At 70.9% G+C, this 25,002-nt stretch carries 17 protein-coding genes and 1 pseudogene; 5 read left to right on the top strand and 13 right to left on the bottom strand.

The annotated features are described in order from the left end of the window. The first annotated feature begins 20 nt into the window (after positions 1-20). Entirely contained in the window at positions 21-1,424 is a 1,404-nt protein-coding gene (sthA, locus tag ABZV06_RS16700; protein ID WP_355243491.1) for a Si-specific NAD(P)(+) transhydrogenase, read from the top strand. Between the two features lie 200 nt (positions 1,425-1,624). On the opposite strand, the gene ABZV06_RS16695 is transcribed toward sthA, so the two are convergent. Further along, positions 1,625-2,974, bottom strand: coding sequence for an endo-1,4-beta-xylanase (locus ABZV06_RS16695; protein WP_355622383.1), 1,350 nt, complete (start codon positions 2,972-2,974; stop codon positions 1,625-1,627). A gap of 109 nt (positions 2,975-3,083) precedes the next feature. Continuing rightward, on the bottom strand, positions 3,084-4,472 hold the full coding sequence (locus ABZV06_RS16690) for a PHB depolymerase family esterase (protein ID WP_355622240.1): 1,389 nt from the start codon (positions 4,470-4,472) through the stop codon (positions 3,084-3,086). A gap of 309 nt (positions 4,473-4,781) precedes the next feature. On the opposite strand from ABZV06_RS16690, the gene manD reads away from it, so the two are divergent. After that, a complete protein-coding gene (gene manD / locus ABZV06_RS16685) occupies positions 4,782-5,990 on the top strand; it encodes a D-mannonate dehydratase ManD (RefSeq protein ID WP_355243497.1) in 1,209 nt (402 codons plus the stop codon). 9 nt (positions 5,991-5,999) lie between these two features. On the opposite strand, the gene ABZV06_RS16680 is transcribed toward manD, so the two are convergent. The 6 genes from ABZV06_RS16680 to ABZV06_RS16655 all read right to left on the bottom strand — a co-directional run bounded on the left by ABZV06_RS16680 (position 6,000) and on the right by ABZV06_RS16655 (position 14,968). Continuing rightward, positions 6,000-8,126, bottom strand: coding sequence for an alpha-glucuronidase (locus ABZV06_RS16680; protein ID WP_355622237.1), 2,127 nt, complete (start codon positions 8,124-8,126; stop codon positions 6,000-6,002). Positions 8,127-8,169: 43 nt separating this feature from the next. After that, positions 8,170-8,859: a hypothetical protein gene (locus ABZV06_RS16675; RefSeq protein WP_355243503.1), complete on the bottom strand. Its 690-nt coding sequence runs from the start codon at positions 8,857-8,859 to the stop codon at positions 8,170-8,172. Between the two features lie 88 nt (positions 8,860-8,947). Beyond that, positions 8,948-10,588, bottom strand: a complete 1,641-nt coding sequence (locus ABZV06_RS16670) for an extracellular solute-binding protein (RefSeq protein ID WP_355243506.1) — start codon at positions 10,586-10,588, stop codon at positions 8,948-8,950. A 52-nt stretch (positions 10,589-10,640) separates the two neighbouring features. Next, positions 10,641-11,579 (bottom strand): carbohydrate ABC transporter permease, encoded by a 939-nt coding sequence (locus ABZV06_RS16665; protein ID WP_355622234.1) that lies wholly within the window; start codon positions 11,577-11,579, stop codon positions 10,641-10,643. Next, positions 11,576-12,568, bottom strand: a complete 993-nt coding sequence (locus ABZV06_RS16660; RefSeq protein ID WP_355622231.1) for an ABC transporter permease subunit — start codon at positions 12,566-12,568, stop codon at positions 11,576-11,578. The genes ABZV06_RS16665 and ABZV06_RS16660 overlap by 4 nt, the downstream gene beginning before the upstream one ends. Before the next feature lie 9 nt (positions 12,569-12,577). Then, a complete protein-coding gene (locus ABZV06_RS16655; protein WP_355622228.1) occupies positions 12,578-14,968 on the bottom strand; it encodes a glycoside hydrolase family 3 N-terminal domain-containing protein in 2,391 nt (796 codons plus the stop codon). Between the two features lie 248 nt (positions 14,969-15,216). Here ABZV06_RS16655 and ABZV06_RS16650 point away from each other — a divergent pair, with 248 nt between their 5' ends. The 3 genes from ABZV06_RS16650 (at position 15,217) to ABZV06_RS16640 (ending at position 18,565) form a co-directional block, all read left to right on the top strand. Continuing rightward, the gene (locus ABZV06_RS16650; RefSeq protein ID WP_355622225.1) at positions 15,217-16,257 is read left to right on the top strand and encodes a LacI family DNA-binding transcriptional regulator; all 1,041 of its coding nucleotides are present in this window, start codon (positions 15,217-15,219) and stop codon (positions 16,255-16,257) included. A 14-nt stretch (positions 16,258-16,271) separates the two neighbouring features. Next, positions 16,272-17,261, top strand: coding sequence for an acetylxylan esterase (locus tag ABZV06_RS16645; RefSeq protein WP_355243521.1), 990 nt, complete (start codon positions 16,272-16,274; stop codon positions 17,259-17,261). A 245-nt stretch (positions 17,262-17,506) separates the two neighbouring features. Beyond that, positions 17,507-18,565, top strand: coding sequence for a cellulose binding domain-containing protein (locus ABZV06_RS16640; protein ID WP_355622380.1), 1,059 nt, complete (start codon positions 17,507-17,509; stop codon positions 18,563-18,565). Positions 18,566-18,753: 188 nt separating this feature from the next. On the opposite strand, the pseudogene ABZV06_RS16635 reads toward ABZV06_RS16640, so the two are convergent. The 5 genes and pseudogenes from ABZV06_RS16635 to ABZV06_RS16615 form a co-directional block, all read right to left on the bottom strand. Next, positions 18,754-19,152 (bottom strand): annotated as a pseudogene (locus ABZV06_RS16635) (helix-turn-helix domain-containing protein); the annotation flags it as partial. A gap of 308 nt (positions 19,153-19,460) precedes the next feature. Then, positions 19,461-19,925, bottom strand: coding sequence for a MaoC family dehydratase (locus tag ABZV06_RS16630; RefSeq protein ID WP_355243524.1), 465 nt, complete (start codon positions 19,923-19,925; stop codon positions 19,461-19,463). Between the two features lie 81 nt (positions 19,926-20,006). Beyond that, positions 20,007-22,796 carry an AAA family ATPase gene (locus ABZV06_RS16625; RefSeq protein ID WP_355622222.1) on the bottom strand — a complete coding sequence of 930 codons (2,790 nt, stop codon included), beginning with the start codon at positions 22,794-22,796 and terminating at the stop codon, positions 20,007-20,009. A gap of 51 nt (positions 22,797-22,847) precedes the next feature. After that, positions 22,848-23,459, bottom strand: a complete 612-nt coding sequence (locus ABZV06_RS16620; RefSeq protein ID WP_355243529.1) for a TetR/AcrR family transcriptional regulator — start codon at positions 23,457-23,459, stop codon at positions 22,848-22,850. A gap of 243 nt (positions 23,460-23,702) precedes the next feature. After that, positions 23,703-24,968: an ABC transporter substrate-binding protein gene (locus ABZV06_RS16615; RefSeq protein WP_355622219.1), complete on the bottom strand. Its 1,266-nt coding sequence runs from the start codon at positions 24,966-24,968 to the stop codon at positions 23,703-23,705. Positions 24,969-25,002: the final 34 nt, after the last annotated feature.

Raw genomic sequence — 25,002 nt, 5'->3', positions numbered from 1 at the left:
ATCTTGCGACGCTAACGATCGTGTATGACTACGACCTGTTGGTGCTGGGCTCCGGACCCAGCGGTCAGAAGGCCGCGATCGCCGCCGCCAAGCTCGGCAGGCGGGTTGCCATCGTGGACCGCCGCGACATGCTCGGTGGGGTGTGCATCAACACCGGCACCGTCCCGTCCAAGACGTTGCGCGAGGCTGTGCTCTATCTGACCGGCCTGAGCCAGCGCGACCTGTACGGCAGCAGCTACCGCGTCAAGGAGGAGATCACGGTCAGCGACCTGGCCGCCCGCACCCAGCACGTCATCACCCGGCAGACCGACGTCATCCGCAACCAGCTCGCCCGCAACCGCGTCGCGATGATCACCGGTACCGGGCGTTTCGCGGACGCCCACTCCATCTGGGTCGATGCCGGCTCGGGGCGCGACTCCAAGGTGACGTTCGACAAGGCCATCATCGCGGCCGGCACCCGCCCGGCCCGCCCGGACAGCGTCGACTTCGACGAGCGGACCATCGTGGACTCCGACGGCGTCATCAACCTCCAGGCCGTACCCCGCAGCATGGTCGTGGTCGGCGCCGGCGTGATCGGCATGGAGTACGCGTCGATGTTCGCCGCCCTCGGCACCAAGGTGACAGTCGTCGAGCGCCGCGAGCGGATGCTCGACTTCTGCGACGACGAGGTCGTCGAGTCACTCAAATACCACCTGCGCGACCTGTCGGTGGCGTTCCGCTTCGGTGAGGAGGTCGCCGCTGTGGAGAAGCACCAGACGGCGGCGCTGTGCATCCTCAAGAGCGGCAAGAAGATCGTCGCGGACACCGTCATGTACTCGGCCGGCCGACAGGGCCAGACCGACGACCTGGCCCTGGAGGCGGCCGGCCTCACGGCAGACCGACGCGGCCGCATCACCGTCGACGCCAACTACCGCACCCCTGTCGACAACATCTACGCAGTCGGCGACGTGATCGGCTTCCCGGCGCTGGCGTCCACCTCGATGGAGCAGGGCCGGCTGGCCGCGCAGCACGCCTGCGGCGAACCGATCCGGGGGATGCTCGGCCTGCAACCCATCGGCATCTACACGATCCCGGAGATCAGTTTCGTCGGCCAGACCGAGGCCGAGCTGACCGAGGCGTCCACGCCGTTCGAGGTGGGCATCGCCCGCTACCGGGAGTTGGCGCGCGGTCAGATCGTCGGCGACTCGTACGGGATGCTGAAACTCCTCGTCTCCCCCGAGGACGGCCGGCTGCTCGGGGTGCACGTGTTCGGCACCGCCGCCACCGAGATCGTCCACATCGGTCAGGCGGTGATGGGCTGCGGCGGCACTATCGACTACCTGATCGACGCGGTGTTCAACTATCCGACCCTGGCCGAGGCGTACAAGGTCGCCGCGTTGGACGCCTCCAACAAGATCCGTAACATAACCCGAATAGACGGCTAACCCCCGCCCCGCCCCCGGGCGCCCCTCCCCCCGCCCCCACCCCGGCCCTCCACCCCGGCCCTCCACCCCGGTTGATCATGAAGTTATTGCCGCCCTCGTCGGCGTGTCGTGGCAATAACTTCATGATCAACGCGCTTGGCGCGGGGGACCTCCGGGGGGTGGGGTTGGGGTTGGGGTTGGGGTGGGGTTGGGGTTGGGGGTTAGCTTGGCGCGCAGGTTGGGCTGAGGGTGCCGGCGGTGCCGGTGCCCTGGAAGCCGAACTCGGTGGACTGGCCGGCGCCGACCTGGCCGTTGTAGGACACGTTCGTCCAGGTCGTCGTGCCGGTGCTACCGCTGTTGGTGGCGCTCCAGGCGTTGGTGACGGTCGCGCCGGACGGCAGGTCGATCGTCACGGTCCAGCCGTTGAGGGCCGACGAGCCGGCGGTCACCCGTACGTTCGCCACGAAGCCGCCGTTCCACTGGTTCACCGTCACGGAGGCGGAGCAATCACCCTGTCCGGGCGGCGGAGTGGTGGGCGGCGGAGTCGTAGGCGGTGGAGTCGTGGGCGGCGGGTCGCTGGGCGGCGGGGTCGTCGGCGGCGGGGTGGTGGGCGGCGGCGTCGTCGGGGTGGTGCCGCTGTTCAGCGCGGCGAGCACGGCGTCGTACGCGGGCTTCTTCTGGCCGCTGTTGGTGAACAGCAGCGGCGACTGGTAGGACCGCCACGAGTCGCTGTCCCGGATGCCCCACACGGTGATGCCGTTGCAGCGGGCCACCGCGAGGCAGTCCTCGACCACGCTCCGGTACGTGTTCGCCGGGGCGCTCTCGATGTCCAGCTCGGTGATCTGCACGTCCACACCCAGCGCCGCGAAGCTCGACAGTGTGGTGCGGTAGTTGCTGACGTACGGGGAGTCGCTGTTGAAGTGCGACTGGAAGCCGACGCAGTCGATCGGCACGCCACGGGACTTGAAGTCGCGGACCATGTTGTAGACGCCCTGCGTCTTGGCCCACGTCCAGTTGTCGATGTTGTAGTCGTTGTAGCAGAGCTTCGCGCCCGGGTCCGCAGCCCGTGCGGCACGGAACGCGGCCTCGATCCAGTCGTTGCCCGTGCGCTGGAGGTTCGAGTCGCGCCGACCGCCGGAGTTGCCGTCGGCGAAGGCCTCGTTCACCACGTCCCAGGAGTAGACCTGCCCACGGAAGTGCGTGGCCACCTGCGTCACGTGGTTCAGGATCGCCTGCCGCAGGGCGCTTCCGCTCATGCCCTGCATCCAGCTCGGCTGCTGGGCGTGCCAGGCCAGCGTGTGACCGCGTACCTGCATGCCACGACTGCGGGCGTGGTTGACGATCTGCTCGGCCGAGCCGTAGCTGAACCGGTTCTGCTGCGGTTCGGTGGCGTCGATCTTCATCTCGTTCTCGGCCGTCACCATGTTGAACTCACGGTTCAGGATCGTGGTGTACGCGCTGTCCGAGAGCTTGAACCCGGCAACGGCCGTACCGAAGTAGCGGCCCTTCTCGGCGGCGGACGCGCCGAGCGTGGTCCCGGCGGCGGCGGGCGCCGTCAGGACCAGCGCCATGCCGGCGGCGAGCGCGCCTGCCCCGGCCAGCGCGATGGCGGCTCTCGACGCCGCCCTCCATCTCGTAATTCCCATTCGTGTGACTCCTTGCGGATGGGGTGCGGTGGGGTCAGGAGACCGAGCAGGCGGCACCGTTGAGGGCGAACGACGTGGGCTTGCCGGCGTCGCCGGTGTGGGTGGCCTGGAAGCCGATGTCGACCGAGGTGTTCGGTGCGATGGTGCCGTTGTAGGAGACGTTGCGGGCGATCACCGCACCGCTCGTCGGCGAGTAGGCGGCGTTCCAGCCACCGGTGATGCTCTGGCCGCTGGGCAGGGTGAACGTCAGCGCCCACCCGTTCACCGCGGTGGTGCCGGTGTTGGTGATGCTCACGCTCGCGGTGAGCCCGTTGTTCCAGGCGTTGACCGTGTAGGTGACCCGGCAGGCGCCCGCGCTGGGCGGTGGCGTCGTGGTGGGAGGCGGCGTGGTCGGCGGCGGTGTCGTCGGCGGCGGCGTGGTCGGAGGAGGCGTCGTCGGAGGCGGCGTGGTCGGCGGCGGCGTCGTGGGAGGCGGCGTCGTCGGCGGAGGCGTCGTGGGCGGGGCGGTGCCGTCGAGGCCGAAGAAGCGGATCACCTGGGCGGCGTCGACGGGGATGTTGTGCGTGACGCCCTGCATGCTGATCGCCTCGACCGGGGCCATCGGGCCGCTGCTGCCGTACCGGGTGCGGGTGTATCCCGACTGCGGAGAGTCGGTGTACGTCGGGGTCTGGCTCAGACCATGCACGTTGGTCCACTGCTTGACCTGCTCGCCGAAGTTCGGGTAGCGCAGGGTGTCGTCGCTCGTGCCGTGCCAGATCTGCATCCGCGGTCGGCGGCCGCTGTAACCGGGGTACGCCCCGCGGACCAGGTCGCCCCACTGCTGGGCCGTCTTGATGAGCTGCCCGTTCGCGCACTGGCTGTTCCACTCCGAGGTGCCCCCGGTGGCGAAGCAGGCGAACGGCACGCCGGCGAAGGACGCGCCCGCCGCGAACACGTCCGGGTAGTCACCGAGCATGACGTTTGTCATCATCGCGCCCGACGAGGTGCCGGTGGCGAAGACGCGGTCCGGGTCGGCGGAGTACCGCTGCTTGACGTAGTCGATCATCGAGACGAGCCCGACCGGGTCGCTGCCCCCGCCCCGGCGCAGCGCCTGCGGCGAGGCCACGTCCCAGCACTTGCTGCTGCGGGTCGCCGACGGGTAGATGACGATGAAGCCGTACCGGTCGGCGAGGGACGCGTACTGCGTGCCGGAGTAGAAGGCGGGGCCGGTGCCGGTGCAGTAGTGCAGGGCGAGCAGGATCCCCGGGCGCGACGCCACCCGGTCCGGGACGTACAGGTGCATCTGGAGGTTGGTGGGGTTGTTGCCGAAGCCGGTCACCTGCGTGAGCGTCGCGGCCGACGCGGGGGTGGCGAACGCCAGCGCGGCCGCGGCGACTGTCGCGACGGCCGTGAGGACGCCGAGCAGCCTTGTCTTCAGTGTCATGGTTCGCGATCCCTCGGGGACATGGCGCATGGAAGGGGGTTAGTCGAGGACTGCCCTTCGCCCGACCGTGACCGCGGCTCGCGTGACCGATGTCAGCTTCAATCGAGCACACTCGATTGTCAAGGCTTCCGGAAACCTTTCGGCGTAAGGCATTACGCGGTCACCAGCACCGGTTCCGGGGCCGGCGGGACCCTGCGCCACCGGCCGACGCCGGGATATTATCGGCACGTTCCCGATAAGCAGACCGTCCTCGCGTGCACCCCCCTGCGAGCGTCCTCACCCGACTCCCGCGGGCACGAAGGAGATCGAGTGAAGATCGTCGACGCCCGAGTCATCGTGACCTGTCCGGGCCGCAACTTCGTCACCCTCAAGATCGTCACCGACGAGGGCGTCACCGGCGTCGGTGACGCCACCCTGAACGGGCGGGAGCTGGCCGTCGCGTCCTACCTGCGCGACCACGTGGCGCCGCTGCTGATCGGCCGTGACCCGGCGCGGATCGAGGACACCTGGCAGTACCTCTACCAGGGCGCATACTGGCGGCGCGGTCCGGTCACGATGAGCGCGATCGCCGCGGTGGACACCGCCCTGTGGGACATCAAGGGCAAGGTGGCGGGCCTGCCGGTCTACCAACTGCTCGGCGGCCGGTCCCGCGAGGGCGTCACGGTGTACGGCCACGCCAACGGCGAGACCGTCGAGGAGGTGCTGGTCGAGGTCGCCCGCTACGTCGACCTCGGCTACCGGGCGGTCCGGGTGCAGTGCGGTGTGCCGGGTCTGCCCCAGACGTACGGGGTCAGCGCCGACAAGCTCTTCTACGAGCCGGCCGACGCCGCTCTGCCGAGCGAGGCCACCTGGTCGACGCAGCGCTACCTGTCGCACGTGCCAAGCGTCTTCGCGCGGGTCCGCGACGAGTTCGGCCCCACCCTGCGGCTGCTGCACGACGTGCACCACCGGCTCACGCCCATCGAGGCGGCCCGGCTCGGCCGGAGTCTGGAGCCGTACGCCCTGACCTGGATGGAGGACCCGGTCCCCGCCGACCTCCAGGAGGGTTTCCGGCTGATCCGGCAGCACACCACCACGCCGATCGCCGTGGGCGAGGTCTTCAACACCGTCTTCGACGCGGCACAGCTCATCCGCGAGCAGCTCATCGACTACATCCGGGCCACCGTGGTGCACGCCGGCGGGATCACCCACCTGCGGCGCATCTTCGACCTCGCGGCGCTGCACCACGTCCGCAGCGGCTCACACGGCGCCACCGACCTCTCCCCCATCTGCATGGCCGCCGCGCTGCAACTCGACATCTCGATCCCCAACTTCGGCCTCCAGGAATACATGCGGCACACCGCGCAGACCGACGAGGTGTTTCCACACGGCTACCACTTCGCCGACGGCTACCTGCACCCCGCCGAGGCGCCCGGGCTGGGCGTCGACATCGACGAGGAGGCGGCGGCCCGCTTCCCGTACGCGCCCGCGTACCTGCCGGTCAACCGGCTGGAGGACGGGACCGTGCACCCCTGGTGAACCGCTGGCTCAGTAGATGCGTCGTCCCCGCGCGTCGGGCACCCCGGACTTGCGGAAGAAGTACGTGTTGATCTGATCCCGCCACTCGGTGGCGCTGCGCACCTGCTCGTCGAGGCGCTCGGCCACCCGCTCGTACATGGCCGGGTCGATCATCCCGTTCAGCGTCTGCCACCGACGCCGCATCACGGCCACCTCCTCGACGCCGGCGAAGTGGGTGTCATAGATGTGCTGGATGACCGTCGATCCACTGTGCAGGACGTGCGTGTACGGCACGTGGTGGAAGAACAGCAGCAGCTCGTCCGGGCAGGTCCGCGTCGACTCGTACACCTCGGCCCAGTACGGCGGGTACTGGCCGGCGAAGCCGGTGCCCGAGGCGCGAGTGCGGTCCACGCCCACGCCGTCGCGGTCGGCGAAGTGGTAGGTGCCCCAGCGCGAGTACTCGTACCCGTCGACGTCGGGGCCGTAGTGGTCGCCGGGGTGGACCATGAAGCCGACACCCAGCGGGGCGGTGTACCGCTCGTAGGTGTGCCACGAGTCGTCCATGATCTCGTGCAGCGTCCGCCGGACCAGCTCCGGATCGGCGGTCGCCGACGGTGGGAACGTCAACGTCATCCACTCGTCGAGGATCGCCGTCGGGTCGAGCCGGGGGTTCCAGGCGAGCCGGCCGACCGTGTACAGGTTGGCCTGCGCCAGCGGATGCCCGGTCCAGAAGAGGTCGTCACCGGTGTTGGCGACCGCGACCAGGCCTCCGCCCTTGCCCGCCTCGCCGGTGACCACGTCGGCGATCGTGCGCCCGTCGGGGCTCCAGGGAGCGAAGCTCAGCACCTCGCCCCAGCACGGCCCGAGGTGGCAGACGTGCCGCTGCTGACCCGTGTACTCCTGGGTGACCTGCACCTCGACCGCGACCCGGGTGGCCGGCATGGCGGCGAGCACCGGCGAGACCGGTTCCCGCGTCTGGAAGTCCACCGGGCCGAACTTCACCTGGAGCACGACGTTGGTACGGAACCGCCCGTCGAGGGGGGCGAAGTGGTCGTACGCGGCCCGCGCCCGGTCGGTGGACCGGTCCCGCCAGTCCTGGTGGTGGTTGTAGACGAACGCCCGCCAGTGCACCACTCCCCCGTACGGGGCGAGGGCCTCGGCGAGCAGGTTCGCCCCGTCGGCGTGGTCGCGTCCGTAGGTGAACGGGCCGGGCTGCCCCTCCGAGTCGGCCTTCACCAGGTAGCCGCCGAAGTCGTCGATGCGCTCGTACACCCGTCGGGTGGTGGCCGCCCACCAGGCGCGCACCTCCTCGTCGAACGGGTCGGCGGTCGGCAGCGCGCCGAGGACCATCGGCGCGGCGAAGGTGACCGACAGGTGCACCCGGATGCCGTACGGGCGCAGCACGTCCGCGATCTGGGCCACGTCGCCGAGTCGGTCGGTCAGCAACAGCGCCTCGGCGCGACCCACGTTGACGTTGTTCACCGAGATCGCGTTGATCCCGCTGGCCGCCAACAGCCGTCCGTACTCCCGAATGCGGGTCAGGTCCCCGCGCGGACGACCGCCGGCCCAGAAGATCGAGCCACCGGCGTACCCCCGCTCGACCTGGCCCATCACCGGATGCACGGCCACGTTGTCCCAGTGGTTCAGCATGCGTCGGCGCAGCGCGGGTCGGTGCAGCTCGGGTGGACGGGCCGGGTCGAAGGCTGCCGCGCAGAGCCGTACGACGTGGAACAGCCCGTACAGGAGGCCGGCGGGCGCGTCGGCCAGCACCACCGTCGTCTCGCCGCTGCGGGCCAGCAGGAACCCCTCGTCGCCGAGCGTCTCGCCGTCGCCCATGTCGGCGAGCGCCGCCTCCCCCGCCGTACGGGCCGCCTCGACCGCGGAACTGGGCAGCTCGGGCGCCCCGCGAAGGGTGAGCACCAGGTCGACGTCGACGTCCCAGGAGGGGGAATGCCACACCCGACCGCCGTAGCGCGTGCAGGCGCGCGTCACCTCGTCGAGGACGGTGTCGACGAGCAGCCCGTCGCCGTGCACGAGGACGCGCCGCGCGCCGAGGGCCCGGAAGGCCTCCGGCGGCAGCCACGCGGGGTGGACGCGCGGGTCCTCGACGTCGGGCGGCTCCGCCACGAACACCGTCTCCTCCAAGTCCGCGTTCACGCGTCCCTCCGCGTGACGATCACCTCGGCGGTCGTGGAGCGGCTCATGCGGTGAACTCCTTCCGGATCAGGTCGACCATCGGGTCGGCGACGCGCAGGACCCCCAGGACCACGACCGAGGCGAGGAGCGCCAGGACCCCCTCGGAGAAGACCGCGGTGATCCCGGCCGCCGCGCCGAGCAGCAGGGCGTTGCCGACGGAGACCCCGGGGGTACGGACGAGGAAGTGCACGGCCAGGCGTAGGACGTCACGGGTGCGGAACTGGAACAGCGAGGTGATCACCAGCGCGTTGGCCGCGCAGAGAGCCACCCCGACCGCGACCAGGACCAGCGGGACCACCCACCAGGTGGGCAGGCCGACCGCGTCGCGGTAGGCGAGGTTGAGCGCGAGCACCGTCAGCCACGCCAGCGCCGGTGTCCAGACCCGCAGCGCGCCACCGACGTTGCCGCGGTAGCCCCGCCAGAACAGCGCGGCGGGTCGCAGGTCCGTCAGGTCGGGCCGCTGGTGGCGCAGGGCGTACAGGGCGGCGGAGACAGCCGGCCCGACCGGTGTCAGCAACAGCGCGACCAGCGGCAGGTTGCTGGGGTCGCGGTCGAGCAGCAGCAGCGGGAGCAGGCCGGGCAGCGTGGTGAGGAGGAGCAGCACCTCGACCACGAGCAGGATGTAGACGCGGGACGCGAACCGGGACAGGGGTCCGTCGCCGAGCTGCCGCCGGGTAGGCGCCGTGTCGTTCACTGTCCTACTCCTCCCGGTCGGCAGGCGATTCCCGCGCGGATTGCCGTGGTCGGCCGGTCCGGGGCGCGTCACCGGACCGGCCGACACCTCAGCGGTGGTCCTTCTGGTAGCGGTCGTACGCCTTGTTCACCATGGTCAGGTAGGCGTCCATGTTCTTGCCCTTCAGCTCGGCCACGTAGGCGTCCCACTGGGCGAGGTCCCGCTGGCCCAGCGCGAACTGGAGAGTCGCCTGGTAGACGGCGTCCTTCAGCGGCGTCTCCCACAGGGACGCCTGCTCCCGCTCCTCGTCGGTCAACGGATGCGGCGGGGGCACGACGACCGGCGTGCGGGCGTTCATGACCTTCTGGAACTCCTGCTCCTCCGGGGCGAAGAAGCCCTGCACCAACTCCGGCTTGCCGCCGTACGCGAAGACCCCGTTGTAGAAGCCGAAGTCCTTCTGCAGGTGCTTGGGGGCCTTGGGGTTGAGCCCGATGACGTTGACGTCCGGCGCCAGCTTGGGCTTGCCGGCGGCGTCCCGGACGAACGTCTTCCCCTCGACGCCCCACTTGGCGAACTCCTGGCCGGCGTCGGAGTACCAGAGCCAGTCGATGAACTGCATCATCGCCACGAAGTTCTTGCTCTCGCGGGCCTTCGCGGAGATCATCACGCCGTTCTCCAGCCGGTTGGCCGGGTTGACCTCACCGGCCGGCCCCACCGGCAGCGGAATCTTGGCGATCCTGGCCTTGGGGTTGGTCTTGGCCAGGTCCGGCCGGTAGTCGTTCACCACGGCCTGGGCGTTGGCGCTGATCACGAAGGACTTGCTGTTGGCGAGCTTCTGCCGGGCCTGGTCGTCGGTCTGGGTGAAGCTCTCCGGGTCGAGCAGCTTCTCCTTCACCAGCTTGTTGAGGTACTGGAGCATCTGCTTGTACGGGTCGCTCGCGCCGGTGTAGACGAACTTCTTGGCGTTGGCGTCCCAGCTCGTGTGCTGGAAGTTCCAGCCCGCACCCTGCAGGCCGTACGACACGGCCAGGATGTTGAGCAGGTTGCCGGCCGGGTTGGGCTTGCTCCACCGGTCCGAGAACGGGTACACGTCCGGGTACTTGGCCTTCATCGCCTTGAGCACCGTGTACAGCTCGTCCCAGGTCTTCGGCGTGCTCAGCTTCAACTCGTCGAGGATGTCGGTGCGGATCGCCACCGAGTAGTCCTGCCAGGGCTTCTCGTGCAGGCCGGGCAGCACGTAGAACTTGCCGTCCTCCTGCCGCCGCCCGTCGATCTCGGGCTTCAGATTCCACCGGGAGATCTTGTCCTGCAGGTTCGGCATGAGGTCCAGGTAGTCGCTGACCGGCAGGATCGCCCCCGAGGACACGTACGCGTCCTCCTGCCCCGGGTACGTCTTCGGGATGATCATCGGGGCGTCGCCGGCGCCGATCAGCAGGCTGCGCTTCTGCTCGTAGTCGCTCAGCGGCACGGCGACCGGCGTGAGGGTGACGTTGGCCCGCGACTTCAGCTCCGACCAGAACAGCCAGTCCTCGCGCAGCGGGTAGTTCGGGTGGTTGTTGTACAGGAGGGAGAAGGAGACCGGCTCGCTCGCCTTGAACTGCTTGCCGATGCCGTAGTCGGACATCGCGCCGGCCCGGTTCTCCGACAGGTCCTTGGCGTCGGACGGATCATCACTGCAGGCGGCGATGCTGGTCGCCGTGAGCAGCACGGCTACCGCTGTCGCGACGCGGCGCCACGATCGGTGGAGCATGGCGGTCCTTTCGGGTTCGGTGGTTCGGTGGAGGAACAGGTGGACGTGCTGGCTAGCCCTTCACGGCGCCGAGCATCACGCCGCGGACGAAGTACCGCTGGACGAACGGGTAGACCAGGAGGATCGGCAGGGTCGTGAGCACGATCGTCACGGACTTGAGGGTCGCCTCGGCCTGCACCTCGTCGGCCTCGGCGATCGCGCCGACGTTCTCCGCGCCGGTGGCCCCGGCGATCAGGTTGCGCAGATAGACGGTCACCGGCCACAGCTCCTGCTTGTCCATGTAGAGGAAGGCGGCGAACCAGGAGTTCCAGAAGGCCACGGCGTAGAACAGCACCATCGTGGCGACGATCGCCTTCGACAGTGGCAGCACGATGCGCAGCAGGATGCCGTACGTGTTGAGGCCGTCGACGGCGGCAGCCTCTTCCAGGTCGGTGGGCAGGGACTCGAAGAACGCCTTCATCACCAGGAGGTTGAACACGTTGATCGCGTTGGGCACCGCGATGGCCCAGACGCTGTTCTTCAGGCCCAGACTGGTGACCAGCACGTAGTTGGGAATCAGACCGCCGGTGAAGAACATGGTGAAGACGGAGATGCCGATCAGAGCCGTACGTCCCCGGAGGTGCTTCTTGGACAGCACGTAGGCGTAGCAGGTGGTCAGCACGATCGAGATGGTCGTGGCGACCACGGTGTAGAAGACGGTGTTGCGGTAGTTGGTCCAGAACAGCGAGTCGTTCAGCACGAGCCGGTAGGTGTCCAGGTTGAACCCGCGCGGCACGAGGTTGACCTGGCCGGCGATGATGTAGCCCTCGTCGCTGAGGGAGCGGGCCAGGACGTTGACGAACGGGAACAGGGTCGCCGCCACCACGATGGTGAGCACGATCGCGTTGCACACCTGGAACACGCGATAGCCCCGGCCCTGCTGGATACCGCGTGGCCGAGCGCGGACGGGTGGGTCGCTCGCGCGGAGGGTGTCGGTGGCGTCGATGGTCACCACAGGCTCGTCCCCACCGTGCGCCGAGCGATCAGGTTCGCCGTCAGGACCAGCGTGAGCCCGATGACCGCCTCGAACAGTCCGATGGCGGCGGCGTAGCTGAAGTTGCTGGACCCGAAGCCCATCCGGAACAGGTACGTGGAGAGCACGTCGGCGGTCGGGTAGGTCAGCGGGTTGTAGAGCAGCAGGATCTTCTCGAACCCGACCGCCATGAACGTGCCGATGTTGAGGATCAGCAATGTCACCATGGTGGGCCGGATGCCCGGGAGCGTGACGTGCCAGGTCTGCCGCCACCGGTTGGCGCCGTCGATCCGCGCCGCCTCGTACAGGTCGTCGTCGACGGTGGTGAGCGCGGCGAGGTAGAGGATGGTGCCCCAGCCGACCGTCTGCCAGACCTCGGACGACACGTAGATCGTCCGGAACCATTCGGCGCGTTGCAGGAACGGCACCGCCTCGCCGCCGGCGGCCTGCACGATCTGGTTGACGGTGCCGTCGACTGAGGTCAACTGCATGACCATCGCCGCGACGATCACGATCGACAGGAAGTGCGGCAGGTAGGACACGGACTGCACGAACCGCCGCAGCCGCCGGGCGCGCACCTCGTTGAGCAGCAGCGCGAGCACGATCGGCAACGGGAAGCAGAACAGCAGGGTCAGCGCCCCGAGCACCAGGGTGTTGGTGAAGACGTCCCAGAACGTCGGGTCGCTGAGGAACATCCGGAAGTACCGCAGCCCGACCCAGTACTCACCGAAGATGCTCCCGCCGGGCTTGAACCGGCGGAACGCGATGACGTTGCCGATCATCGGGAGATACCGGAAGACCAGGAAGAACAGCAGCGGCAGGATGGCGAGCGAGTAGAGCTGCCAGTCCCGGCGCAGCGACTGTCGCCAGGTGCGACGCCGACGGGGCGCGCGTGGACCGGGATCGGTGGCCTCCACCGCGGCGTCGGGTGGCGCCGGCGGCGGTGGCCGTAATGTCTCGGATGTCATCCTCGCCTCCTATGCGGAGTGCGGAACGGCCACGAGCGGCTCGATCCGCACCGACGTGAGCAGTTCCCGCTGGTGCCCGACCTGGCGTTCGGCCCCGGTGAGCCGCAGCCGCAGCGCGTCGGTCAGCTCCCCGCTCGACCGTCCGAACCGCAGCTCGACCGCGCCGGGTTCGACCACACGCTGGCCGGTCCGGCCGGTGAACGACGTGACGTCGGCCGGTACGCCGAACGTCACCTGTGTCCGCGCTCCAGCCTCGAGGGGCACCCGGGCGAAGCCGACCAGCCGGTTCACCGGGCGGGTGGTCTGCGCGACGGGGTCGTGCAGGTAGAGCTGCACCACCTCGGTGCCGGCCCGGTCACCGCTGTTGTGGACGGTGATCCGCACCCGGACCTCGCCGTCCACCGGCCAGGGGGTCGCCTCGTCCCGATCCGCGTCCACCGGCGTCACGACGGTGGCGTCGGACCACTCGAACGTGGTGTAGCTCAGGCCGTGGCCGAACGGGTACGCCGGGGTCGGGTCGATCGAGGACACCTTGTTGCGTCGCCCGAGCGGCGGCGACAGGTACGTGCCCGGCAACCCGCCGGCGTGGCGGGGCACGCTGACCGGCAGTCGCCCGGACGGGTTGACCGCGCCGGTGAGCACCTCCGCGAGCGCCTGCCCGCCGAGTTGACCGGGGAAGAACGCCTGCACGACGGCCGCCGCCGTGTCGAACTCCGGCCCGAGCGCGTACGGTCGGCCGGTCATCAGCACCAGCACGACCGGGGTGCCGGTGGCGAGGACAGCCCGGACGAGGTCGGCCTGCACTCCGGGCAGCCGCAGGTCCGCGGCGTCGCAGCCCTCGCCGGAGGTGCCCCGGCCGAACATTCCCGCGCGGTCCCCGACGGCGAGCACGCACACGTCCGCGCCGGCCGCCGCGGCCACCGCGGCCGGGATGCCTGAGGCGTCCTCGCCGGTGACGGCGCAGCCCGGCTCGTGGGTGAGCAGTGGAACACGCCGGGCCAGCTCGTCGCGCAGCGTCGGGATCTCCACTCCCAGGCCGTGCTCGGGGTGGTGGACGCCGACGTGGTTGGGGAAGGTGTAGCAGCCGAGCATGGCCATCGGGTCGTCGGCGAGCGGACCCACCAGGGCGACCCGGGTCGCGACGGGCAGCGGCAGCGCGCCCGTGTTGCGCAGCAGCACGATGGACTCCCGGGCCAGGCGTACGGCGACGTCCCGGCTGACCTCGTCGTCGAGGCGCAGGCCCGCGGCGTCGTCGGGCAGGGCCCGCCAGTCCTCGTCGAGCAGCCCGAGTTCGACCTTCTGGACCAGCACCCGTCGGGCCGCCCGGTCGATAAGCGCCTCGTCGACCGCGCCGGCGTGGACCGCCTCCACCAGCGCCTCGCCGAAGGCGTCCACGGTGGGCAGTTCCACGTCGATGCCGGCGCGCAACGCGAGGTGGGCGGCGTCGACGGCACCCTCGGCGACGCCGTGCAGGGTCTCCAGGAACCGCACGGCGAAGTAGTCGGCGACCACGATGCCGGTGAAGCCCCACTCGTCGCGCAGCAGCCCGGTCAGCAGGTGCTCGTCGGCGGCGGCGGGCATGCCGTCGATCTCGGCGTAGGAGTTCATCACCGACCGGGCGCCGCCGAGACGCAGGGCCATCTCGAACGGCGGCAGGATGTGATCGGCCAGCTCGCGGCGGCCCATCGACACCGGGGCGAGGTTCCGTCCGCCCCGGGAGGCCGAGTAACCGGCGAAGTGCTTGAGGGTGGCCACCAGACCGGTGTTCTCCAGGCCCCGTACGTACGCCGCGCCGGTCGTTCCCACCAGGTACGGATCCTCGCCGATGGTCTCCTCGGTGCGGCCCCACCGGTAGTCGCGGGTGACGTCGAGGACGGGCGCGAGGCCCTGGTGTACGCCCGCGGCGCGCATCGACGCCCCGATCCGCCCGGCCATCTCCTCCACCAGTTCGGGGTCGAACGAGGCGCCCCAGGCCAGCGGGGTCGGGTAGACGGTGGCCTTCCAGGCGGCGAACCCGGTCAGACACTCCTCGTGCACCTGGGCCGGGATGCCGAACCGGCTGACGGCCACGATCTGCTCCTGGGACGCGGCCAGCGAGCGGGCGCCGAGCACCGGATCGACCGGCGCGGTGCCGAACGGGCGGGTGAGTTGACCCAGCCCGTACCGGATGATCGTGTCCCACGGCGGGTTGCCGTCGATCATGTCGGACTGATGCGGCGCGACGCCCTCGCCCGATGCCTCGGCGCCGACCCAGACCCCGAAGAGCTGGGCGATCTTCTCCTCGACGGACATCCGCGCGAGCAGCGCCTCGGCCCGCTCGGCCGGCGACAGCCGGGTGTTGCGCCACGGTGTGGCGTCCCCGGACGCCGGTTCACCGTCGGCGGGCAGCTGACTTGTCATGCCGAGACCCCTTAGCTCCGGCCACTATCGGCGCCGTCGTGGGACCGGTTCGTGGCGCGCGGTTCCACAATCCGAAACTTTCCGGAAACCAGAGCAACCTTTTCGGCAACCTAAGTCCGCCGCCAGAGCGTGTCAAGAGTTTCGATGGGTCCTGAGACGCCTCCCAGCCCGCTTACCTGCATCGACGACCATCGTCAACCGATCGTGCTAGGGTCTCCCGAAAATTTCGGATGCTGTATGAGGCTGCGATGACAGAGCCCCACCCGCTCGGCCCACCCGGCTCCACCACCACCATCGCGACGATCGCCCACGACGTCGGCGTTTCGGTCGCGACGGTCTCCAAGGTCCTCAACGGACGCGAGGACGTCTCCCCCGGCACCAGAGCCCGGGTCGAGGCGAGTCTCGACCGCCACCAGTACCAGCGCCGCAACCGGCGATCGTCGTCCGGCGCGCGTCGGATCGACCTCGTCTTCCACGAGTTCGACACCGGGTGGGCGATGGAGGTCCTGCGCGGCGTGGAGGCGGTGACGAGCCTCGTAGGCGTCGGCCTCGCCGTGTCGCAGCTCGGCGGCGCACACCGTCCGCCGCCACGGTGGCTCGACACCCTGCTCGGGCAACGTCCGCTGGGCGTGCTGTTCGTCCTCTGCCACCTCACCGACGCACAGCAGCAGCTCCTGCGGCGTCAGAGCGTGCCGTTCGTCGTGATCGACACGGACAGCGCGACCTCGGCCTCCGTGCCCACGGTCGGTTCGAACAACTTCAACGGCGGCCTGCTCGCCGCTCGACACCTGATCGAGCTGGGGCACCAGCGCATCGCGGTCATCTCCGGGCCACCCGACATGCTGTGCAGCCGGGCCCGGGCCGCCGGTTTCCAGTCCGCGCACGACGAAGCCGGGTTGACCCTCGACCGCGAGCTGATCCGCTACGGGAGTTTCTCCGCCGGCACCGGGCACGCCCACGGGTTGCAGCTGCTGCAACGACCGGACCGGCCGACGGCGATCTTCGCCGGGTCGGACATCCAGGCGATGGGGGTGCTCCGGGCCGCCCGGCGGTGCGGCCTGCGCGTTCCCGAGGACCTCTCGGTGATCGGGTACGACAACCTGCCGCTGGCCACCTGGACCGATCCGGCCCTCACGACGATCAACCAGCCGCTGCGCGACATGGCCGGCATCGCCACCCAGATGCTGCTCGACCTGTCCGCCGGCACCGAGCCGGCGACCAGCCGGATCGACCTGGTGACCGAGTTGGTCGTCCGGGAGAGCACCGCACCCCCCGCCCCGCCACGCTGACCCTGCGAGGAACCGTGCCCGACTCCGCTGTCCGCCTCGACGAGCTCGAGCGATACGCGCCCACCATCGTCGAACCGGAGGACTTCGACCGGTTCTGGGGTGACACCCTCGTCGAGGCAGCCGCCCGTCCGGTGCTCGTCGACGTCCGCCCCGAACCCACCGACCTGCGCGTCCTCGACACCTGGGACGTCACGTTCGCGGGCTTCGACGGCGACGAGGTACGGGCCTGGTTCACCCGCCCTGCGGGCGTACCCGAACCGCTGCCCACCGTGGTGGAGTACGCCGGCTACGGGCGTGGCCGTGGCCTCCCCCACGAGCGGCTGGTCTGGCCGGTGGCCGGATACGCGCACCTGTTGATGGACAACCGGGGCCAGTCCGGGCTGTACGCCGCCGGGGACACCGCCGACCCGCACGGCGCGCCCGGCGGACCCTGGCCGGCGACCTGGGGCATCCTCGACCCGCACGACTACCACTACCGACGGCTGATCACGGACGCCGTCCGGGCCGTCGCGGCGGTACGCGCCCTGCCCGGAGTCGACGCGGGACGGGTCGCCCTGCTCGGCAACAGCCAGGGCGGGGGCGTGGCCCTGGCCGTCGCCGGCCTGGTCGACGATCTCGCGGCGGTGCTGATCACCGCGCCGTTCCTCTGCGACGTCCAGCACGCCATCGCGCTCAGCGACGCCTCGCCGTACGGCGAGATCGCCCGGTACCTGGCGGTGAACCGGGAGGCCGAGGCCGCGGTCCGACGCACGCTGTCCTACGTCGACGGGGTGACCTTCGCCCGGCGGGCCACCGCGCCGGCACACTTCGGCATCGGCCTGCGCGACACCGTCTGCCCGCCGAGCACCGGCTTCGCCGCCTACAACCAGTACGGCGCCGCGACCGGCCGGCCCGAAGCCCCGCGGCGGGAGATGCACGTGTACCCGTTCAACGGTCACGAGAGCGGAGAGGCGCTGCACGTCCGGCGGCAACTGCGCTGGCTCGCCGCGACGCTCGCGAGCTGAGCCCACCCATGGTCGGCGATCGATGCATTGCCGGTGTTAGCGATAACAAGCTATGGTGCGTCCGGGCGGGGTGAAGGGCACATCCCGACGTCCGGGTTCCTGGTCGTCGCACCATCACCCGAGGAAGCCCCATGAGCACTGTGACCCTTGGTAAACCCGTCCCCCCGACACCCGCCAGGCCCGCGACCACCCGGAGGCCCCGACGGGCCCGGCTGTGGTGGGCGGCGCTGGCCGCCGTCGCGGCCATGACAGCCGCCGTGCCGGTGGCGACCGCGCCCGCGAGCGCCGAGTCCAACGGCGGGGTACGCGTCATGCCCCTCGGCGACTCGATCACCGACGGCTTCAACGTCGCGGGTGGCTACCGGATCGAACTCTGGCAGCGGTTCGCGTCCGGCGGCTACCGGATCGACTTCGTCGGCTCCATGTTCAACGGCCCGTCCAGCCTCGGCGACCACGACCACGAGGGCCACTCCGGTTGGACCATCGCGCAGATCGACGCCAACATCGTGAACTGGCTGCGCGCCACCAACCCGCGCACCGTGCTGCTGCACATCGGCACGAACGACATGTACGGCGACACCTCCGGTGCGCCGGGCCGACTGGCCACCCTGGTCGACCGCATCACCAACACCGCCCCGAACGCGGACGTGTTCGTGGCGACGATCATCCCGAAGTCCGGCGCGGACAACGTGGTCCGGGGCTACAACGCGGCGATCCCGGGGATCGTGCAGACCAGAGCCGCGGCCGGCAAGCGCGTCCACCTGGTCGACATGTACCGCGCGCTGACGCTCAGCGACCTGGCCGACGGAGTCCATCCCAACGCCACGGGTTACCGCAAGATGGCCGTCGCCTGGTACGACGCCCTACGCGCGGTCCCCGGCAGCATCGGCGGGGACACACCGCCCACCACCACTCCCCCACCGACCACCCCGCCCCCGACGACTCCCCCGCCCACCACCCCGCCGCCCACCACGCCGCCGCCGTCCGGGGACTGCCGGGTCACGTACACGGTCAACGCCTGGAACAACGGTCTCACCGCGTCCGTCTCGGTGACCAACACGAGTAGCGGCGCGATAAACGGGTGGGCGCTGGCGTTCACGCTGCCGAGCGGCCAGACCATCACCGGCGGCTGGAACGCCAGCTACTCCCCGACCAGCGGCGCGGTAACCGCCAGCAACGTCTCCTACAACGGCACCATCGCCCCGAACACGTCGGTGGACATCGGCTTCCAGGCCACCCACACCGGCAACGCCGGCAAGCCGACCGCCTTCACGCTCAACGGCACCGCCTGCGCGGTCGCCTGACACACGCGCCCCGGACACCGAAAGCGGGGGCGGCGAGAGTTCTTCTCGCCGCCCCCGCAGTTACGGATGGCTTCGAACGCGACTCGAGTCGGACGGGCTGACCTTCGGGCCAGTCATGTGGGTCAACCCAGCGACGTCCGGATCTGCTGATGAGCCGATGCCGCGACGAGACGCGTGGGCGTAAGGTGCAGGCGGGTGACGTGGCCCAGATGCCGGCGCACCAGCGGCAGCAGGTCGGCCGGGGCGGTGGTCGGGTACCGGATGGCGAGTTCGTCAACACCCTGCTCGATGCGGGCGAGAGTTTCGGCGCTGCCGTCGCTGGCCGACGCCCGTTGAAGCAGGTCGTCCGCTTCGGCTTCGTGGTCGACGGGAGCGGCGACCAGGCGGGCGAGTCTGCCGCCTGCGTTGAGCGTCTGGTCGAGGTGGCGGGCGGTCTCAAAGGTGGCCGCTTTGCTGCCGTTCTCCAGTTCGTGGAGATGGCTCTTGCCGCGGTGGGTGAGCTGAGCGAGCGCCCGCAGGGACAGGCCGGCCTGCTCACGAAGTTGCCGAAGGGTAGCGCCGAAGCGTGGGTCGACGTGGGCCGTCATGGCGGTGCTCCCGGTAGCGGACGGGAATGGCGGCACCACCGGCCTCTACCGCGAGCACCGCCATGTCGAAGGTACCGCCCATCTGCCTGGCCCGGCACGCTTCGATGCGCGGAGCAAGGGTCCTCGGCTCATCGTCTGCGAAAGGAGATGGCCCACCAGACGCCAGCCACGACCGTTGGGGGCGGATGTGGTCGTCGGCGTGATGCCTCAGAGTCATCTTGATGCCTCTGAGGCATCACGCTCAACAGCACATCGACACGGCGGGCAGCCGATGCGGATGACCGACGCCAGCCCAGCGTGTGGTCCGCTCAGCGGGTCGCCGCGCGGTAGAGGCGGCTCACCGTCTCGGCGACGCAGACGGGCTTGTCGCCGCCGTCACTGTGCACCGTCACCGCCGTGACCATCTGCACCCCGCCGCTGACGGGCGACACCTCGGCGATGACCGCGCTGGCCCGGACGGCGGCGCCGACCCGCAGCGGCGCGGGGAAGCGCACCCGGTTGAGCCCGTAGTTGACCCCCATCGCGATCCCCTCGACGCGGTAGAGCTGGCCGGCCAGCGCCGGCACCAGCGACAGGGTGAGGAAGCCGTGCGCGATCGGGGCACCGAAGGGACCTGCCGCCGCGCGTTCCGGGTCGACGTGGATCCACTGGTGGTCGTCGGTCGCGTCGGCGAACAGGTTCACGCGATCCTGGTCGATCCGCTGCCAGGGACCGGGGCCGAGGGTCTCGCCGACCGCGGCGGCCAGTTCGTCGACGGAGGTGAAGACTCGCATGCGGGTGTCCTTAGCGCTGGAGGGTGCCTGACCCACAAACTAGCGGTGATAGTTTACGCCGTCCAGAGCGGACGGCGGCGCTCAGCGGTCGGAGGCCAGACCGGCGTGCGGTTCGGTGGCGAACGCGCGGACCAGCTCGGTACGGGAGCGGATGCCCAGCCGGTGGAAGACGTTGCGCAGGTGATGGTCGACCGTGCGGGTGGACAGGAACATCCGGGCGGCGATCTCCCGGTTGGTGGCGCCCTCGGCGACCAGTCGGGCGATCCGCAGTTGCTGACCGGTCAACAGCCGCGCCGCGGGGAGATCAGGCGGCCCGACCGACTCCCCGGCCGCGCGCAGCTCGGCCGTGGCCAGCTCGGCCCAACGACCGACCCCGAGCAGGGTGAAGGCCTCCCGGGCACGATGCAGATGCTCCCGGGCGTCCCGCGGTCGCCGGCTGCGCCGCAGCTCCTGACCGAAGAGCAGCTCGGTGCGGGCCCGCTCGAACGCCCCGGCCTCCGTCGGGTGCAGCCGCAGCGCCGTCCGGAACTCCCGCTCCGCCTCGACGCCGCCCCGGGGCGCCAGCAGCGCGTGACACCGGGCCGACAGAGCCCGGCGCAGCGGGCTCGCGGTGCTGCTCGCCCACCTGTCGAAGGCCGCGAGCGCGGCGGTCGCCGCCGGGCGGTGCGGCAGGTGGGCGGCGGCCTCCACCAGGTACGGGGTGGCCATCACCTGGACGAGCACCTGGCCTCGGCCGGTGCCGAGGCGGGCCAGCGACGCGAGTCGGTTCGCCGCCTCGGCGTGCCGGCCGTCGACGAGGTCCAGGACGGCCAGCGCCCAGCCGGCGAGCGCGTGCGGTCGGCTGCCCGGCGTCGGCGTCGTACCGATCTCCCGGATTCGCCGAAGGCAGTTCTCGCGGTCGGCGCGCACGGCCGCGAGCACGGCGAGCATGCCCAGGTGGACGTTCGCGCAGTTGAACTGCCCGGTGGCGCGCGCGACCCGCAGCCCGTCGCGGGACGTCTCCGCCGCCGCCTCGTGCCGTCCCAGCCAGTACTCGGCGACCGCCCGCAGCTCCAACGCCCGGGAGAGCATCGACAGCTCGCCGCGCTCCCGCGCCAACCCGACGGCGCGCTCGGCCAACCGGTGCGCGGCGCCGTCCACGGCGACCACCAGCCCGGCCGCCGCCGCACAGGTGAGCGCGGTGGTGGTCAGTTCCGGCCCGGTCAGCCGGCCACCCAGGACGACGGCCCGGCGCAGCGCGGGCCCGGCCCGTTCGTGGTCGCCGCGCAGCGTGGCCGCCACCCCGGTGACCAGGCAGCCGGTCAGCTCCACCACCGGCGGATCGTTGCGCTGCCGAAGCTCCGCGGCGCGCCGGCCGACCTCCGCGTACCGGTACTGGTCGCCGGCGAAGCACACCGCCTCACCGGCGCGCGCCAGACCCTCCAGGGCGCGGGCGCGGTCGACTCCGGCCACCGTTCGCGCGGCGGTCACCAGGGTGGCTGCCGCGCCGGTGGCGTCGTCGCAGCGCAGGTCGACCTCGCCGCGCAGCAGCCCGGCGTGGCCGTCGACGACCGGGTCCGCGCAGGTCGCCCGGAGCCGGTCGAGCAGCAGGCGGGCCTGGCCGGGTTGCCCGGCGGCCCACGCGTAACGGGCCGCGGCGAGCAGGCGGGCGGCCGCGTCGAGGGGACGGTCGCTGAGCGCGGCGGCCCGGCACAGCGCCGCCGATGCCACGGCCCAGCCGGTGCGCCCGCCGGCCGCCGCCCGTTCCAACTCCTCTGCGAGGGCCGGATCGGCACCCGCGGTGGCGTCGGCGAGGTGCATCGCCCGGCGTAACCGCTGACCGTGCGGATCGAGCACGCCCGCGAGCAACCGGTGCGCGGCTCGCCGCTGCGCGAGCGGCGCGCCGGCCGCGACCATCGCGCGGGCCAGTGGCTGCGTGAACGTGACGGCTCCCGGCTCGACGCGGACCAGCCCGGCCGCCTCGGCCGGGGCGAGCGCCTCGATGGCCATCCCGGCGGCGCCGGCCGCACGGACCAGGGTCGCCGCGTCGTCCGACTCGTCGAGCGCGGCGAGCAGCAGCATCCGGCGGGTGTCCGCCGGCAGCCGGTCGAGGCGGGTCCGGTAGGCGCGTCCCAGCGCGCCGTCCGCCGGGGGCGCGGCCGGCAGCGGCTCCTCGCCACGCCACTGCCCAGGGGTGAGGACGCCGGCGAGGTCCACGAGGGCCTGCGGGTTGCCGCCGCCGACGGCGGCGAGCATGGCGCCGACCGGCACGGCCGGCCGCTCGGGCAGTCGATCGGTGAGGACGGCGACGCTGTCCCGCTCGTCCAGCGGCGACAGCCGGTACGTCACGAGACCGTCGACGGTGGCGGTGGCGTCCGCGGTGAGCAGGACGGCGACCGGCAGGCACCGCAGTCGGCGGGCCACGACCGCGAGCACCTGCATGGTCTGCGGGTCACCCCGGTCGACGTCGTCCATCGTGACGAGCAGCGGGCGCTCCCGGGCGGCCGCGGCGAGCAGCCCGAGGACGGCCACCGACAGGGCCAGCCGGCGCTCGGGCGGGCAGCCCTCCCCGTCCAACGCCCGGAACAGCAGGTGCCGTCGGGGCTCGGGGAGGGCGGCCGCGCGGTCGCGCACCGGATCGAGCAGGCGTTGCAGGCCGGCGTACGGCAGCATCGCCTCCTCGGGCAGTCCGGCCCCGGCCAGGATCGTGCAGTCCTTCGCGGCGTACCGGTGGGCGTAGGAGACCAGGGCGGTCCGGCCCGAGCCCGGCTCACCGTGCAGCAGCAGGGCTCCGCCGCCGTCGGTCACGCCGTCCAGCAGACTCCGGACGGCCCCGCACTGGTCATCCCGGCCGCGCAGCACAGTTAATTGCACTTGTGATGCAGTAACCATGCGTCACAGTGTCACTCATCGATAAGCGGATGGAAAGAGGACAGGCCGGGATCAGTCGGCCGCCACCTCGGCCAACAGCGCGCCCACCGTACGGCTCATCACCCCGCGGGCCGCGTCCACGCCCAGACCGAGGCCGTAGCGCAGCATCGACCAGGCCGGCCACATGCTCGCCGCCACCACCGCGTTGACCAACTGCCCGCGCCCGGACCCGGCACGCGCCAGCTCGGTGGCGAAAAGCTGCTCGACCTCGTCACGGACCCGGTCGATGTGCTTGAGGCGGTTGCGGTGCAGCTGGTCGGAGACCGGCTCGCGCATCTGCGCCGCCCGCGCCGACGGCGCGATGAGCTGGAGCAGCCGGGCCCGCTGCCGGCAGTACGCGTCGACGCGCTTGGCCAGCGGCAACGTGGTCGAGATCGGCCGGTATGCGGCGTCCTGCTGCCGCAGCACCTCCGCACCACTGGCCTCGAAGAGCGTCTCCATGTCCTTGAAGTTGGTCCAGAGCGTCCGCAGGGAGATGCCGGCCCGTTCGGCGATGCGTTCCCCGGTCGGCCGCAGGTCACCCTCGGCGATGAGCGCCAGGTGCGCCTCGACGATGGCCACCCTCGTGCGCTCGGCGCGGGCGGTCCGCCCGTCGACCCGCCCCGGCGCCTCGACCCTGTTCATCCGCCCCCGCCCCTTCATCGTCACGGTGCCACCCAACTCTGCGAGGAGTCTAGACAGACGGTGACAGGGTGGTACCGAGTACGCGTGGGCGGCATCATCCGGGCCGGCCGGATTGCATTCACGGTGCAAATAGTAAGAGTATTCATCGGCGTCGGTCAACGCCACAGGACGGCGCGCACGGACGCGCGCGGTCGTACGACCCGGGCGTGGTCACCCCCGGGTCGTACGACAACGTGGCGCGCGTCAGGAGGCGGTCGGCACCCCGTTCGCCGGCGGCGCTACCGGCGCGGCGGTGTACTCCTTGACCGGCCCGTCCCTCTCGTCGGTCTCGTACGTCGGCCCGAAGTAGCTCTGGACTCCCCCGCTGACCCGGCTCAACCGCTGCCCGCCGTAGCCGGAGTGGTCGTCGGCGGAGAAACGCAGCGGCGCGAGGCCGGGACCTTGGAAGCCACCCTTCTGGACCGCGTCGATCACCTTCTCGCGGGTGACGTCCTTACCGGCGGCGAGCAGCACCTGCACGAAGAGGTAGCCGACCGACATGCCGTAGACGGTGTTCCCGTCGAACGGCGCGTCACCGTTGTGGGTTTTGTTGATCTTCGTGAAGAGCTGGATCCACGGGTTCGCGGTGTCGTTCTGCATCGGCAGGTAGTTGGTACCGACCATGCCCTCCAACAGCGGCGCGGCGGCGCCGAGCTGCTTGGCCAGGGTCGGCTGGTCGGCGCCGACGTTGGACACGAGCCACTGGGGCTTGAAGCCCAGCCGTGCGGCGGTGCCGATGGAGAGCGCGGTGAAGCCGGGCACCGTCGCCAGCACGACGACCTGGCAGCCGGCCGCCTTGAACGCGCCGATCTGCGGCGCGACGTTGGTGTTGCTGGTGACGTACGTCTGCTTGACCGTCACCGCGCCGGCCCCGAGCACCTTCTCCACGCCAGCCAGGCTGTCGCGGCCGAAGTCGTCGTCCTGACCGAGGAAGCAGACCTTCTGGCCGGCCAGGTTCGCCTTAGCGTAGTTGGCGAGGATCTTGCCCTCGACGGTGTAGTCCGGGTTGAAGCCGAACGTGCCGGGATACGTCTCGGGCTGGTCCCAGCTCCGACTGCCGGAGGCGACGAAGAGGTCCGGCACCCGGTTGCTCTTGAGGAAGTCGAGCACTCCGCTGTGCGTCGGCGTACCGAGGCCGTTGAGGACGGCGAACACCTTGTCCTGCAACACGAGCTGGCGGACGACCTGCTGGGTGTTGGCCGGGTTGTAGCCGTCGTCCATGATCTTGTAGGTGATCTTCCGACCGTGCACGCCGCCGTTGGCGTTGACGTAGTCGAAGTACGCCTTCGTCGCCGGCGCGATCTTCGAGTAGCCGGCCGACGCCGGCCCGGTGAGGGGCATGTGGGTGCCGACGACGATTTCGGTGTCGGTGACTCCCGGCACGGACCTTCCGCCGGAGGTGGGGCCGTCGGGGGGGCCCCCCCCCGCGCCCCCGGGGCGGCCGGGGGGCGGGGGGGGGGTCTGGCTCACGCCCGGCGGCCGGGTGTGGAGTGGTGAAAACCAC

The organism is Micromonospora sp. NPDC005172, assembly GCF_040608555.1.
Classification (GTDB): domain Bacteria; phylum Actinomycetota; class Actinomycetes; order Mycobacteriales; family Micromonosporaceae; genus Micromonospora.
The sequence above is the reverse complement of the archived record's forward strand: the minus strand, read 5'-3'. Positions and strand labels throughout refer to the sequence as shown.